We start from the raw sequence: 15464 nt of genomic DNA, 5'->3' as shown, positions 1-15464 counted from the left end.
GAATTTTGGAGTATGACTCAATTACCGATTTTGATCCCTACTTCCCTACATTGTTACAAAAATTGTAGGGTACTATGGGATATATCTTATAACTCAAATAAGTATATAGGATGCTGATAAGTAGCTCTGTTATAACAAGCAAGTTATGGATAATAATTTGCTCAAAACTATAATTGAAGGTGTTTTTAAGTATGATACCACAATAGATATATATCAAATAAAAGATAATTGGAGAAGGCGATTCAATTGCTAAATAAGCTAATATAGTTTTGACATTAACTTTCTCATTTAACATCTGCCAATTGGCACTACCTTCTTTTCCAATAATATCCTTTTTCTTTAAACCAAAAAGTTTCAGGTTATTTATCAATCTTTTGGTTGCATCAGCAAATTCTGGTGTTTCTCTAAGCTGTGTTCTTGCCATCGTTCCCACCATAGCAATCACTGATCCAAATAAAAAAGCATACCGCCAATTAAAGCCATGTGAAGTAGTCAGTACTGCAACACCTAAAGCAAATACTGCCCCTAGATCAGCAAATATTGAAATAAAACCAACAACAGGATATTGTAAGGGTGGTTTGATCATTTCCGTTAAATATAATTCAGCCCCTATTGCTTCTCCTAAGGATGACATACCTTGCATTATCTGACAAATGCTAATTAATATCGAAGCAGTAATACCAATCTGTGCATAAGTAGGTAAAATAAACATCAGTAAACAAGAAAATGCCATCATAAAAGTTGTAATAACTATCGTAACTTTACGACCTATTTTATCACCTATCCAACCAAATAACACAGCCCCAATTGGTCGAAAAACAAAAGTAGCACAGAAGGTGAGAGTCGATAAAAGATTAGCAGTTTGTGGATCACTTTGTGGAAAAAATAACTCATTCAACAATACTGTCATATGTACATAAAGCATCAAGTCAAAATATTCTAAAAATGTTCCAATTGACAACAAATCAATCGCTTTTTTTGTTCTATTGTTAGAACTCTATGGTCTTGATATACTATCAATTTTTTTACCGTTACTTTAATATTAATAGATTGATAATTTGCTTAATAATGGCAAAAAAATATGAAAAATTGAAAATAATAAATTTTGGGTTATAACAATATCAGTAATACTCAGAAAAATCTAATATGTTCTAAGTAATAAATTTCCCAACTTTAAGGCATAAATTTAAAGGAAATTACGACAGATAGGATAGAGGAAAGATTATAGTCAATTAATGAGAAGTTGGTGACGTCGTCACTCAATGCTCGCCTATTACTTATACTCGATAATCAAGTTTTTTTGCAGATTTTAATAAAATATAGGACAATGCTTGTCACCCCTGCGTAAGCAGGGGGTTTATTCCTATTTATTTCGTATTTGCAACATTGCTAAAAGCACTAACAAACTGGTGAACATCTGTATAAAAAATATAATACTACTAAATTCTGGCAAAAATATAACCATCATAGGTTGTAATAAAATTGCTATGCCACTTGAAAATAAGGTTATTCTAATACAGGTTTGCCAAGAGGACTTAGGACCAAAATAGTTAGTTAACAAATATACTAAGATGATAATAAAGCTTTTTTCAAATAAAATTGTTATAAAACGAAAGGCTATTATTATAGGCATTAAAATATAAATAAATATCTTCGGTGCTTGTGTTAGGATTTTGGCAAAATGCTTTTTAATGACTTCTTCAGTGAGGATTTTTTGATCAGGAGTAAATAATTTAGCATATCCAATATTAAACACACTCTTTTTTTTATCGGTTATTTCTACTGTAGTAAGGGTTATATTGTTACTACTAAATAGGACGGGAACTTTAAGTTTTTCACCATAAGATAATTGATTTTTTGAGTCTATAGCCGCAAGCTTATTGCCATTCTCATCGAATAAATATATAGGTTCATCCTGATCAACTGAAATTTTACTACCATCATAATAGATTTCCGGTAATTGTTTAAATATATATTCGATAGTTATTGTGCCTTTTGTTAAACGATTCTCAGTAAAGTAATCGGTGAGGACTAACAAGTAATTAAATATAACAATACAATAGATCAATGATGATATAAAAGACACAGCAAATATATACTTAATCCCATATCCTTTATATGATTTATAAACATCTTGGTAGAAATTTACTGAACTAATTGATAACCACAATTGATGCAATAACGTGCTAAACCATGAAAAAAAGGGTAATAGTTTTGTTGTCATAATATCTATTTTGATGTAGATTCATAAAAAATTTTTATAATTAACCCCTAACGTCATTGCGAGACCACATAGTGGTCGCGGCAATCCACACTTATTGGATGTTTCGTCGGCTCACGCCTCGTCGCAATGACACGTAATGTTAATCTGGTTATCTATATCAATATCTTTTAACACAAAATTAATATTTATTATAATGAAGTTTAATAAAATCCCCAAATATTCAGAAAAATATTCTAAATTAAGTAACTGTATTAGAGTTTTAGCAAGTGATAGTATAGAATATGCTCAATCAGGGCATCCAGGTATGGTTCTTGGTATGGCAGATGTCATGACCATGTTAGTATTTAATTTTCTAAAATTCAATCCTAATGATCCAACTTGGTTTGACCGTGATCGCCTGGTTCTATCAGCTGGACACGGTTCTATGTTGCTGTATAGTTTTTATTATTTAACAAATTATAAAAATTTTCATCTAGAAGATTTAAAACAATTTCGAAAATTACATTCAAAAACTCCTGGACATCCAGAATATGGGGCATATGAAGCTATTGAGGCTACTACAGGACCTTTAGGGCAGGGGTTTGGTACTTCAGTTGGGATGGCGATTGCCCAAAAAAAATATCAACAAAAATTGGGCAAAGAGCTTAGTGCACACAAAATTTATTGTATAATTGGAGATGGATGCCTAATGGAAGGTATAAGCTATGAAGCTGCTTCTTTAGCTGGGCATTTATGCCTAAATAACTTAATAGTTTTATTTGATGATAATAAAATTTCCATCGATGGTTCTACCAACCTTACTGTATCTGAAAACCATCTGCTGAAATTTGCCGCCATGGGCTGGAATACCGAATCTATTGATGGGCATGATTTTGAGCAAATTAATGCCAGCCTAATTAAGGCACAAAATTCTGATAAACCATGCTTGATTGCCTGCCGTACTTTAATTGGCAAAGGCTCTATTAACAAGGTGAATTCAAATGCCGCCCATGGCTGCCCGCTTGGTAAAGATGAGGTTAAACTTCTTAAAGAAAATTTAGGTTTTAATGATCAGGCGTTTACTATACCAAAGGAATTACAAGAGATATGGGGTACAGCTTGGTTAAGAAATCAAGCGAGTTATACTAATTGGCAAGAGAAGTTTGCTGATATAACTCCAGAGCAAAAAGCCTATTGCAATAAAGCTGATATAGATTGCTCTTTTCTTGATAATATCCCTATTCCAGAAAAAGCTGAAGCAACCCGTTGTTCATCTGGTAGAGTTATAGAATATCTAACCAAACTATCAGATAAAATTATTTTTGGCGCAGCTGATTTATCATTATCCAACAATATCAAAAATACTGCTAGTAACATAATTAATAAAGATGATTTTACTGGCAATTACATCCATTATGGGGTTCGTGAAAATGTTATGGGGGCTATCATGAACGGACTCGCATTATCAGGCTTCTTACCCGTAGGGGCTACTTTTCTAGTATTTTCTGATTATATGAAGCCAACTATGCGGCTTTCTTCTATTATGCAGCAGCAAGTGATCTACATCATGACCCATGATTCAATTGGGGTAGGAGAAGATGGCTCTACTCACCAACCAATAGAGCATCTAGCATCCTTTCGAAGCTTACCAAATATGATGGTATTACGCCCGGCAGACTATCTTGAAACAGTTGAATCTTGGCGAATTGCTTTAGCTAATAAAGATGGCCCTTCTGTTCTTGCTTTAACCAGACAGTCAGTATCTCAAATAGTTATAGTTAATTCAGGAGGATTTGGTGCTAGGAGCGATGGAGCGACGCCTATAAGTAATAGGCGAGCGACGGGTGACGACGTCACCAACTTCTCCTCAATTGACTATAGCCGAAATATTTCGCAAAATTTATGTTCTAAAGGTGGGTATATACTGTCAGGGAATAATCAAGAAACAGTAGATGTTGCTATCTTCGCCACCGGTTCTGAATTGTCAATAGCATTAGAGGTAAAAGATATACTAAGCAAAAATGGCTTTAGTACCAATGTGATTTCAATGTTATGTTTTGAGTTGTTTTTTAAACAGCAGCCTAGCTATATCCAAAATATCCTATCCAATGCCAAATTAAAAGTTGCTATAGAAGCTGCAAGTAGCTTTGGCTGGCATCGAATCATCGGAGAGAACGGGATGTTCTTCGGAATGGAACAATTTGGACTCTCTGCTCCCTCTAATGATTTATACTCATATTTCGGTCTTACTCCATCAAATATTTCCGAAAAGATTATGGCAAGAATCCAAAAAAATTAGAAATGGATTGCTTCGTCGGCTAACGCCTTCTCGCAATGACGTTATCTGTCATTGCGAGCCACCATAGGTGGCGTGGCAATCTATCTCTATAGTCAATTCAGGGGAATTGGGTAGCAGGAACGATGGAGCGACGCCTATAAGTAATAGGCGAGTGACGACGTCACCAACTTCCCATCAATTGACTATAATCACTTCTCTGGATTGCTTCGTCGACTTTACGGTCTCCTCGCAATGACGGTTTCCCAATTATTGTTTTCTTAAACTAACGCTTATGAAATACTAATGGTCTAGCTATATCATAGTACTTTCAGCTCATGTTAAATTAACAGTGTCGCTGACATCAAGATTAACTGTATTGGGGTAAGAATTAACTTCATCATGGTTAGCAGAATAACCATCATTATGATTAGTTCGAGTAAAAATATCTTTCAAGGAGTCCCAAACTTTTGTACGCCATCCGATTGGTTTTGCTTGTACTACTACCTCATCATCTTCTTCATCTGTTTTTTCTTCATAGTTAATTATTTCAGTTACAAGTGGATATTTAAAAGATACTTTTTTACTTGGAAGGTCTTGCGATTCAATGTAATGTTGGTTCTTATTGAGAGCTTGTATATTAGAGTTAGATTTACTCTTAAATATCTTCCGCTTCATAAACTTTACCTGTTTTAAAACTATTGTAACGGATTGTAAATTGTCATTCCCGCGTAGGCGGGAATCTATATCCCGCACTGAAGCATAAGCGTCAGTTTAAGAAAATAAAGTAGAAAATCGTCATTGCGAGCCACCGTAGGTGGCGTGGCAATCTATTTCTAATAGCTTTTCTGGATTGCTTCGTCGACTTTACGGTCTCCTCGCAATGACGGCTTCCCAATTATTGTTTTCTTAAACTGACGCTTATGAAATACTAACGGGTTAGCTATACATTACTACTTACTTAAATTCTAGTCGTTACTCATATCATCCACACACCCTAAAGCATCAGTATCTTCTTGGAACATATCCTCTTTTGTAACATAGAACTTTGAAGAATAGTAGTCCTTAGTAGTATTATGATTAAATAATGAAGTCAATGTATCCTTCATAGTTGTAAAAGCATTAGATATCTTTGCGAAGAACGATGTTGGTTTTATTTTTACACTTTTTATATCATTAGGTGAAATAGTAGCAGGATTTTCTTGGTAACTTGTATAAAAACTTTCTAGTACTACATTTACAGAATTATTTACAGAATCATCTACAGAATCATCTGATAGCAGCGATTCTACCGATTTAGTCAATTCTAGCTCTACTAACCCCTCTTTTGCTTCTTCCGCTTTATCTACTAGCTCTACCACTGGAGCTGCTTTTACTAGCTCTTCTACCACTGGAACTTCTTCTACTACATTGTCTTCTTCTAAAGCTAGTGATGTTGTAGATTTAGATGAATCAGTTAAATCACTTGCTGACTTATCATTTTGCACATTAATAGGTAAGAAATCAGCAAGTTTATCGACTTCTTGTCCTATAACCTTTTGCTCTCCTCAATATACCTAAATGCTTCATTCCACGGCCCATTATTAGCCTCGACAACAAGCAGCTCTTTTCTAAGAGCAATCTTTTCTACAAAAAACTTAAGCCCCTTATCAGTAATATTACCATGTTCGCGTGGTAATTGAATGGACCAAACTGTATTGTTATTCTGAAGAACTTTTCCTAAAGCTTCAACTTCCTCATCTCCTATATTCTCCTCCCGTAAGTTAATAATACCCTCAGATGTATTAGAGTTTATTCTTTCTAGCAAATAATTATTAAAAACTGTCATAAATTCTCCTTTAATTAAATCGTTACGAACGGACAATAGCAACTTCCTATAACCTGTCAAGAAGATTTTAAAAAATTATTAAAAATATAAAAAATTACGTCATTACCTATGGGTGTCAACTTAAGAAAATAGTGTTCTTTTAGTTAGCTCAACTGCATTATTATTTATACTCGAAATGGCTTGCAACTCTATAGAACGTGAGTTATCATTGGGAGCTTGTATATCAGATTTAGATTTATTCCTACCTGTATAAAACCTCATAAACTTTACCTTTTTAAAACGTTATAACGGATAGCAATAATTTCTTATAGCCTGTTAACTTATGGTTTATAGCTTAAACGTAAACTAGGAAAGCATCTACTAATCTTTTAACTTGTTGGAAAGTTTTTGTCTCACAATCACTATTATCTTGCCCATCATTTTTATCTTTCAACCCATCCAATACATCGCTAATCATATTACCAACTTCTATAAACTCTTGTTCTTTGAATCCTCTAGTGGTGCATGCTGGAGTGCCGAGCCTAATACCAGAAGTAATAAATGGTGAAGTGGCATCAAACGGTATCGCATTTTTATTGCAAGTTATACCGGCTCTTTCAAGCGAATCTGCTGCCACCTTACCAGTTATACCATATTTTCGTAAGTCCACTAATACTATATGATTATCAGTACCATTAGTTAAAATATCATAGCCTCTTGCCATTAAACTATTAGCAAGAGCTTTAGCGTTACTAACAACCTGTTTTATATAAAGATGATATTCTGGTTGTAAATTTTCCAAGAATGCCACTGCCTTTGCCGCAATAATATGCATTAATGGTCCACCTTGCAACCCAGGAAATAAAGCGAGATTTATCTTCTTACCCAATTCCTCATCATTTGACAGAATAAGACCACCTCGCGGACCACGAAGGGTTTTATGAGTAGTGGAAGTCACAATATGAGCATAAGGCAAGGGACTTGGATGTTCACCTACCGCAACCAGTCCAGAAATATGAGCAATATCTGCTAGTAAATACGCTCCTACTCTATCAGCAATTTCCCTAAATTTAGCAAAATCTAATTGACGCGAATAGGCAGAATAACCAGCTATAATCAATTTTGGCTTATGCTGAACTGCCAATTGCTCTATTTGGGCATAATCAATTAGATAACTCTCCTTATTTACAGAATAGAACACCGAGTTAAACCATTTGCCAGACAAATTAGGTGGAGCACCATGTGTCAAATGCCCCCCTGTATCTAGCGACATACCAAGTATGGTGTCATGTGGTTTTAATAGAGTTAAAAATACTGCCTGATTAGCCTGAGATCCGGAATGAGGCTGAACGTTAGCATATTTACAATTAAATAGTGTTTTTACCCGCTCTATAGCCAAAAGCTCAGCCTTATCAACCTCACTACACCCGTTATAATAACGTTTTCCCGGGTATCCTTCAGCATATTTATTGGTCAAAATCGAGCCTTGAGCTTCTAATACTGCCGGGCTTACAAAATTCTCAGAAGCAATCAATTCAATAAAATCATGCTGACGTTTTTTTTCACCATCGATAATTTGATATATTGCATTATCTGTTTCAGATAATTTTTTAGTAAAGATATTCATTAATTTAACCTACTATTTAATGGGCAGTTTAAAAGTCATAAAAAATAACCGTGCATACACAAAAACAACATTTTCCGCTTTATAATTCTTAATCACAAAGTCCAGAACATTTTAGCTTGCATGTTTCAAATGATCTCAGTCTATGTAATAACCTATTTTGATAAACTTAATGGCAAACTGTATTCCCCTATCATCAATAGAATGTGTAAGATTTGGTATTTTGTATTTACTATAAGGAATATCATATTTCTCTAGATATTCTACTGTTTCATCCATACTACTTACATCAACCACATCGTCTAATTCGCCATGTATCACGCAAACTGGTGTAGTTTTATTGATACATTCTTGTGGGGCAATTAATCTGCCAGAAAACCCTACCATAGAATCAAAAGGTTCTTTTTGTATAAAATTCAAATATAACCCCATCATGGTACCTTGCGAAAAGCCAATTAAGATAGTATCTTTATTAGTTAAATTTAATTCTGCTTGTTTCTTTTGGATTATGTCAGTAACTAAGCCAGTATTTTTAGCAACTAATTCCCTAACATAATCAGGGTTACGGTTATTTAAACTAAACCATTGTCGACCATAAGGTGCACTATCAAATTTTTCAACGCCATGTGGGGCAATAAAGTGACAATCGGGGAATTCCCTAGACATCAAGGGAGCCAATCCTATTAAATCATTTCCATCTGAACCAAGCCCATGTAACAATACCACAAGTTTTTTACATTGGCTGTCCAAACTTTTTACTTCCGGATAGGATAATATTTCATTTTTAGTCATTTTGTTAAGCTCTTAATTAAGTTATTAATTTAATACCAATCGTCATTGCGAGGAGGCGTAAGCCTCCGAAGCAATCCATTTTAATCGTTTTTTTGGATTGCTTCGTCGCCCACTAAAGTGGCTCCTCGCAATGACGCTGAAGCTAAATACTAATCGGATTTATAACGTTGCCAATTCAAGTTAATTCACTATATCCCTGCTAACTTAGCAATAGTTCTATTAGCTTCTTCTAGCTCTTGTTTAGTATTTACTCCGACCACTATGTCGTGGTTGGCGGATAGCAAATACGATACTTTTTCGCCATTATCCTTAACGATTTTTACCAGTTCCGTTAAATACAACTCTTTTGATTTATCAGGATTCTTAAAAAAAATAGTAGGTAAATATTTTTTTAACACACCATTGGCAAAAGCCATAATACCAGAATTACAAGTTGTTATAGCTAGTTCTTCACTCGTTGCTTGTTTAAATTCAACAATTTTCAAAAAATTTCCTAGTTTATCAGTAACTATTCGCCCATATTGCCCAGGATTATCTCGCTCAAAGCACAAGGTTGTTATGGCAGAATTTGTCGAAACTAGATGTTTTAGTAAATCATTAATAATCTCTGGCGTAATTAAAGGATTATCTCCATAAAGTACGGCTACAATTTTATTGTCATCAATTAAGTCCAAAGCACTATATACCGCATGAGCAGTACCAAGGGGTTCTGGTTGTAAAACAAGTTTACAACTATCTTTATAACAAGCAATATGTTTTTCTAATTGCCAGGAGTGGACTAAGATAACTTCATTGCTAACTTGTTGGGCATTGGTTATTACCCTATCAAGCATCGATTTACCACCAACTTTATGCATTACTTTTGGTAAGGTAGATTCCATTCTTCTACCATTACCTGCAGCTAGAACAATAACTTGGCAATCCATATTAAACGTCCTTCATAGTTTCATAAATTGCATCAGATAATTCATAATTACCAAAAACTTTTTGCACATCATCACTTTCTTCTAAAATATCTACTAATTTTAACAACTTCTCGGCTTTATCATTCTCTTCTATAATTATGGTATTTTTAGGAACCCAACCTATGTAAGATTCTTCAGGATGTCCATATTTACTGGTCAGAAATTCAAGAACTTGCACAAAGTTCTCAATATCTGTATAGATTAAATATGTATCTTCTTCAGAAATCATATCTTTTGCTCCAGCCTCTAGGCTACTTTCAAACATAGCTTCTGCTGTGGCTAAATTTGCTGGATATTGTATTACTCCGAGATGATCAAACATATAGCTGACACTACCCGTTTCACCTAAATTGCCACCAAATTTGCTAAAAGCCGCCCTAATTTCTGCAGCCGTACGATTTTTATTATCAGTTAAAGCCTCTATTATTATTGCAATTCCACCGGGAGCAAAGCCCTCATATCTAATTTCGGTATAATTTTCGTTGTTATTCGAATCACTTGCCGCACTTATTGCCTTATCTATTCGATCTTTTGGTAAATTTTGACTCCGAGCGGCAGCTATGCTACTCCGCAACCGTGGATTATTACTTATATCAGCCCCTAATTTAGCAGCAGTAATAATTTCTCTAACTAACTTAGTAAAAATTTTTGCCCTTTTTTTATCTTGTGCACCTTTTCGATGCTGGATATTTTTAAATTTTGAATGACCTGCCATGTTGTAATCTTAAATCATTATTGAGTAAGCCGAATGTATCAGAAGGCAATTTAAAGTCAATAGTAAATTCCTCAAGTTTTTTCACCATACTTTATTTTTTACTTTAATAAAACTGTATATCGTCTTATATTGTCTAACTATAACATATAGAATTGAGTCCACTAAGTACTATTTATGAAAAAATTTATAATAGACTTGCTGCATAAGTCAAAAATAGTTGAAGGATTTTTAGGAGAAACGAAGCCGAGTACCGCAGTGTACATAAACGTACATGAGGAGCGGAGGCGAGTTTCGACGACAAAATCATCAACTAGATTGACTTATGTAGCAAGTCTAATTTTATATCTCTTATTTGCTCACGATTGCCTAGCATCAGAACCTCAGGCATGGCAAATGCTGTTACAGACTCCAGCCACTCATCTTATGGAAGAGCTTCAGGAGTTTCATAATTTCCTACTGCTCATATCAGGAGGAATAGTTGCTTTTATTATTATTTTATTAATTTATGTTTGCATCAGATTTAATGCCAAAGCCAATCCTATTCCAGCAAAATTTTCTGATAATATATTGGTTGAAATTATTTGGACGATAATTCCTATAGTTATTTTAATTATTATTGCTGTACCATCATTTCGTGTTGCACGTATTGCAGAAGATATTCCTGAAATAGACATGACGGTTAAAGTTGTAGGATATCAGTGGTATTGGCACTATATCTACCCTGATCATAATAATCTTGAATTTGATAGTTGTTTAATTACTGATGAAAACTTAAAACCTGGTCAAAAAAGATTATTAGAAGTTGATAATCGTATTATTATACCAGAAAATACTACCGTAAAATTTTTAATTACTGCAGGGGATGTTATACATAGTTTTGCAGTACCAGCATTAGGTATAAAGCTCGATGCTGTGCCTGGCAGAGTTAACGAAACCTGGACTAAAATTAGTAAAAAAGGTGTGTATTATGGTCAGTGTTCAGAGCTTTGTGGTGTTAATCACGGCTTTATGCCTATTGCCATTGAAGTAGTAAGCAAAGAAGAATTTCAAGATTGGTTGATTGCGGCAAAAACAAAATTTTCTATGAAAGTAAAGACAAACGTTATTGCGATGAAACCATGAGGACGACGAAGCAATAAATTGTCATTTTCGTTTCGGTGCGGAATCTAAGACCCCTGCTTACGCAGGTATGACACTAAGTCGAGCAAGGATAACATTAACTAAATGAACAAGAGGCATATGGTACACTCCAACAATCACTATCCACATATTTACCCAAAACATGTTAAAGAAATTATATTTTTAAAACATTTTATTCATAATCCTAACATAATGGTAGGTGATTATACTTATTATCATGATCACCGATATCCAGAACATTTTGAATGTAATAACGTTGTAGGATATTATCAGTGTAAATTAATTATTGGTAAGTTTTGTACTATTGCTAGAGGAACTACTTTTATTGCGGATGATGTCAATCACCCAATTGATGGTTTTTCTACTTATCCATTTTTTATTTTCGAAGGTTGGAATAATTATATACCAACTCTTAATAAAGGAAGGAGTACAATAGTTGGTAATGATGTGTGGTTTGGTACTAATGCAGTCATTATGCCGGGAGTCACAATAGGAGACGGAGCAATTATTGGAGCATATGCAGTGGTTACTAAGGATGTACCACCTTACTCTATCGTTGCAGGTAATCCTAGTAGAATTATTAAAAAAAGATTCTCCGATGATATAATTAATGAGTTAGTACAAATAAAATGGTGGAATTGGGATTATGATAAAATTACTAGAAATATCAAGCTCATAGTAGGAGCAGATATTGAGCAACTTAAAAGTTGTAAGTAATAACATGTAGTTGTCTACTAGGGATATAACGTAAATAAAACTTAAAAAATACTATGAAAAAACCAGCATATTTAATAGCTTTGCATTTGATGTTTATTACAGTGAGCTTAGTCGCTTCAGCAAATGATGCCATTTACATATCATGTCCACAAGGATATATTCCTAGCATTCCTAGAGATCAAGACTTGAAACAAGGGGCAAGATTTAAGTGCGAGAAAACTCCATTATTGGCAAAAATGAAGTTAGCTTTTCCATTTCAAAAGAATCATAAAATAAAGTGTATACAAGGAAGTTTACAGATGGGTAGAAGCCATTCTCATGATGCAATAAAATTTGCTTTGGATTTTGCAAGTTTGCCAGATTCCTCAGATGGAACAGTGGTTGCCTCAGAAGATGGAATTGCCTATATCTATGATAAATGCAATAATCCTCATTACTCAAATATTACATTAGATGATTGTGGAAGTGGTTATGGCAACCACGTTAGGATAGTACATCAAGGTATTTATATTAGTTTGTATGGACACCTATCTAAAATATTAGTTAAAAATGGTCAAGTAGTAAAAAAATATGAGCCAATAGGTATTGAGGGTATGTCCGGAAATGCTGGTGTAAGACATTTACACTTTAGTGTGCATAAGCCATATGAAGATATAAATCAAATAATTGCTAATCCAGGATGGACTGGCAAATCTATTCCTTTTGTTTTTGAAGAGATTAAATATCTAAAGACACCAAAAACATTAAATGTATCCTCTACAGATGTAATTTGCGATAATAATGATATTAATTGGAATGATAATATTATTATGAACGAATAATTCATAAAGTTTATAATGATAAAGATAAGCTACAAGCTGCTGAAGTTAGATAGAAAAGGATAATTTATGAATCAAACAACAGATCATCACCAAACCCCTAAAGGTATAAAAAGATGGATTTTCTCTACCAATCACAAAGATATTGGCATAATGTATATTATATTTGCCATATTTGCTGGGATTGTTGGAGGGTTATTTTCTGTTATTTTTAGACTAGAATTAGCAATGCCTGGTGGGCATATATTAGGGGCAAATTACCAACTATATAATGTATTAATTACTGCTCATGCGATAATTATGGTATTTTTCATGATTATGCCAGCTTTATTTGGTGGATTTGGTAATTATTTTGTACCAATTTTAATAGGTGCACCGGATATGGCTTTTCCAAGGCTAAATAATATAAGTTTTTGGCTGCTTGTTCCTGCTTTTATGTTATTAATGCTTTCGGCTTTTGTTGATGGTGGTGCAGGTACTGGCTGGACGCTTTACCCCCCTCTAAGTACTCTAGTGGGACATCCTGGGGCGGCAGTCGATATGGCTATTTTAAGTTTACATATTACAGGGCTTTCTTCTATTCTTGGTTCAATCAATATGATTGTTACTATCTTTAATATGAGAACCGATGGTATGGGGTTATTTGAAATGCCTCTATTTATTTGGTCAATTCTGGTTACTGCATTCTTGCTGATACTAGCAATTCCAGTATTAGGTGGTGCAATAACCATGTTATTGACTGATCGAAACTTTGGTACTACTTTCTTTAAACCTGAAGGGGGCGGAGATCCAGTATTATTTCAGCATTTATTTTGGTTTTTTGGTCATCCAGAAGTATATATCGTAATATTGCCAGGGTTTGGGATAGTTAGTCAGGTTCTTTCTACTTTCTCTCGTAAGCCGATATTTGGTTATTTAGGTATGGTGATAGCTATGGTAATTATAGGGTTTGTCGGTTTTTTTATAGTTTGGGCTCATCATATGTTTACTGTTGGTCTTTCATACAATACATTAATCTATTTTACCGCTGGTACAATGATTATCGCGGTGCCTACTGGTATTAAAATATTTAGCTGGATTGCCACAATGTGGGGAGGATCAATTACTTTTGAAACCCCTATGTTGTTTTCCATAGGGTTTATCTTGTTATTTACTATTGGTGGAGTTACCGGCATAATATTATCAAATTCGGCAATCGATAGAATTTTACATGATACATACTATGTGGTAGCACATTTTCACTACACTATGTCGCTTGGGGCTTTATTTACTGCATTTGCTGGATTCTATTATTGGTTTGGTAAAATATCAGGAAGACAATATCCTGAAATGATGGGCAAAATTCATTTTTGGATTACGTTTATCGGCGTTAATTTGACATTTTTCCCTCAGCACTTTCTGGGATTAGCTGGGATGCCAAGAAGAATACCGGACTATCCGGATGCTTTTGCCGGCTGGAATATGGTATCATCTATCGGAGCAGTTATTTCCTTTATTGCGGCTCTTTACTTTGTATTCATTGTTATTTACACTCTGAAATATGGCAAAAAATGCCCAAATAATCCTTGGGGCGATGGGGCTAATACTCTCGAATGGACAGTATCTTCTCCTCCACCATTCCATACTTTTGACGTATAGTCATGTATGGACCTACCCGATAATGCAAGAAAAAAAATAATATATAACAGCAAAAAAATCGAATGCAGTCATGTATCCGGCTTATAGTTAATAAATTACTTTAAATTCACCCTATAGCCCTGATGGAATTCGCTGGCTTACAAACTTATACTTATCATTTCATCGACTTCTAACGAGCCATTGACTATTTCAGTTTTCTCGTAAGCTAAGGTTCGTCTTATTTACCATCAATATTATCATTCTTTCGCATATTCCGGATTAGAATCTATTAAATTTCTATTTACCTATAATATTATCTCGTCAACAACTAGTTTGTACCAATTCTTTAGCTACAAACTTTACTCTCGGTATAATCATTGCCTGAACTGAGTACCGCAAACACCACCCTTGCTAGTTTGTTAGCTACTGCAACAGTTGTTTTATTATGCCCATTTCGTTCAGATAAATTAAACATCCACTCGGTAAACTTGCTATAATCTTTTTTAGATTTTTGCTCTTCCGTGGTAAATCTTATTTTACTATTCAGTACTGCTCTTGCTCCTTGAATCAACAAAGTGCGTAAATATATATCACCTCTTTTACTAATGCCAAGCAACTTATCTTTGCCACCACTAGAATGTTGCCTTGGTACTAATCCTAGCCATGCTGATAATTGCCTGCCATTTTCAAAACAACTAGCATTACCTATTGACGCTATTAAGGCTGTAGCAGTAATTAACCCTATACCTGGTATCGTCATTAGTTGTTGGTGATTACTATACTGGCTAGCT

At 34.3% G+C, this 15464-nt stretch carries 17 protein-coding genes; 6 read left to right on the top strand and 11 right to left on the bottom strand.

All coding sequences use genetic code 11. The features are described from left to right. Window positions 1–37: 37 nt before the first annotated feature. Window positions 38–964, bottom strand: coding sequence for an MFS transporter (locus RiCNE_RS02695; RefSeq protein WP_157905653.1), 927 nt, complete (start codon window positions 962–964; stop codon window positions 38–40). 399 nt (window positions 965–1363) lie between these two features. Then, window positions 1364–2224, bottom strand: coding sequence for a DUF1189 family protein (locus RiCNE_RS02690; RefSeq protein ID WP_094649082.1), 861 nt, complete (start codon window positions 2222–2224; stop codon window positions 1364–1366). Between the two features lie 193 nt (window positions 2225–2417). On the opposite strand from RiCNE_RS02690, the gene RiCNE_RS02685 reads away from it, so the two are divergent. Both RiCNE_RS02685 and RiCNE_RS08270 read left to right on the top strand, forming a co-directional pair. After that, window positions 2418–4502 (top strand): transketolase family protein, encoded by a 2085-nt coding sequence (locus RiCNE_RS02685; RefSeq protein ID WP_094649085.1) that lies wholly within the window; start codon window positions 2418–2420, stop codon window positions 4500–4502. A gap of 106 nt (window positions 4503–4608) precedes the next feature. Then, window positions 4609–4737, top strand: a complete 129-nt coding sequence (locus RiCNE_RS08270) for a hypothetical protein (RefSeq protein WP_275656728.1) — start codon at window positions 4609–4611, stop codon at window positions 4735–4737. A gap of 77 nt (window positions 4738–4814) precedes the next feature. Here the strand turns inward: RiCNE_RS08270 and RiCNE_RS02680 are convergent, their stop codons facing one another. From RiCNE_RS02680 to RiCNE_RS02650, 8 genes are all read right to left on the bottom strand, one after another. Further along, a complete protein-coding gene (locus RiCNE_RS02680; RefSeq protein ID WP_094649081.1) occupies window positions 4815–5156 on the bottom strand; it encodes a hypothetical protein in 342 nt (113 codons plus the stop codon). 290 nt (window positions 5157–5446) lie between these two features. Further along, window positions 5447–5965 carry a hypothetical protein gene (locus RiCNE_RS02675; protein WP_094649080.1) on the bottom strand — a complete coding sequence of 173 codons (519 nt, stop codon included), beginning with the start codon at window positions 5963–5965 and terminating at the stop codon, window positions 5447–5449. Window positions 5966–6006: 41 nt separating this feature from the next. Continuing rightward, entirely contained in the window at window positions 6007–6306 is a 300-nt protein-coding gene (locus tag RiCNE_RS02670; RefSeq protein ID WP_094649079.1) for a hypothetical protein, read from the bottom strand. 120 nt (window positions 6307–6426) lie between these two features. After that, window positions 6427–6567 (bottom strand): hypothetical protein, encoded by a 141-nt coding sequence (locus RiCNE_RS07435; protein ID WP_157905652.1) that lies wholly within the window; start codon window positions 6565–6567, stop codon window positions 6427–6429. Window positions 6568–6640: 73 nt separating this feature from the next. Then, the gene (gene glyA, locus RiCNE_RS02665; protein ID WP_094649078.1) at window positions 6641–7912 is read right to left on the bottom strand and encodes a serine hydroxymethyltransferase; all 1272 of its coding nucleotides are present in this window, start codon (window positions 7910–7912) and stop codon (window positions 6641–6643) included. A 135-nt stretch (window positions 7913–8047) separates the two neighbouring features. Next, a complete protein-coding gene (locus RiCNE_RS02660) occupies window positions 8048–8701 on the bottom strand; it encodes a dienelactone hydrolase family protein (RefSeq protein WP_094649077.1) in 654 nt (217 codons plus the stop codon). A gap of 188 nt (window positions 8702–8889) precedes the next feature. Then, entirely contained in the window at window positions 8890–9627 is a 738-nt protein-coding gene (locus tag RiCNE_RS02655; RefSeq protein WP_094649076.1) for a sugar phosphate nucleotidyltransferase, read from the bottom strand. Window position 9628: 1 nt separating this feature from the next. Next, entirely contained in the window at window positions 9629–10381 is a 753-nt protein-coding gene (locus tag RiCNE_RS02650; protein WP_094649075.1) for a YebC/PmpR family DNA-binding transcriptional regulator, read from the bottom strand. Between the two features lie 174 nt (window positions 10382–10555). Between RiCNE_RS02650 and coxB the strand changes: the two genes are divergently transcribed. The 4 genes from coxB (at window position 10556) to ctaD (ending at window position 14694) form a co-directional block, all read left to right on the top strand. Further along, on the top strand, window positions 10556–11503 hold the full coding sequence (coxB, locus tag RiCNE_RS02645) for a cytochrome c oxidase subunit II (protein ID WP_094649074.1): 948 nt from the start codon (window positions 10556–10558) through the stop codon (window positions 11501–11503). Between the two features lie 117 nt (window positions 11504–11620). Further along, on the top strand, window positions 11621–12238 hold the full coding sequence (locus RiCNE_RS02640; protein WP_094649084.1) for a CatB-related O-acetyltransferase: 618 nt from the start codon (window positions 11621–11623) through the stop codon (window positions 12236–12238). A gap of 53 nt (window positions 12239–12291) precedes the next feature. Further along, on the top strand, window positions 12292–13059 hold the full coding sequence (locus RiCNE_RS02635; protein WP_094649073.1) for a M23 family metallopeptidase: 768 nt from the start codon (window positions 12292–12294) through the stop codon (window positions 13057–13059). Between the two features lie 66 nt (window positions 13060–13125). Continuing rightward, on the top strand, window positions 13126–14694 hold the full coding sequence (ctaD, locus tag RiCNE_RS02630; protein ID WP_094649072.1) for a cytochrome c oxidase subunit I: 1569 nt from the start codon (window positions 13126–13128) through the stop codon (window positions 14692–14694). A gap of 325 nt (window positions 14695–15019) precedes the next feature. On the opposite strand, the gene RiCNE_RS07975 is transcribed toward ctaD, so the two are convergent. Continuing rightward, window positions 15020–15464: IS110 family RNA-guided transposase (locus tag RiCNE_RS07975; RefSeq protein WP_239832622.1), on the bottom strand; the 445-nt coding region annotated here is incomplete at its 5' end.

It is taken from the genome of Rickettsia endosymbiont of Culicoides newsteadi, assembly GCF_002259525.1.
In the GTDB taxonomy this organism is placed as follows: domain Bacteria; phylum Pseudomonadota; class Alphaproteobacteria; order Rickettsiales; family Rickettsiaceae; genus Tisiphia.
Note: the sequence above shows the minus strand (reverse complement) of the source record. Positions and strands in the feature narration are given on the sequence as shown.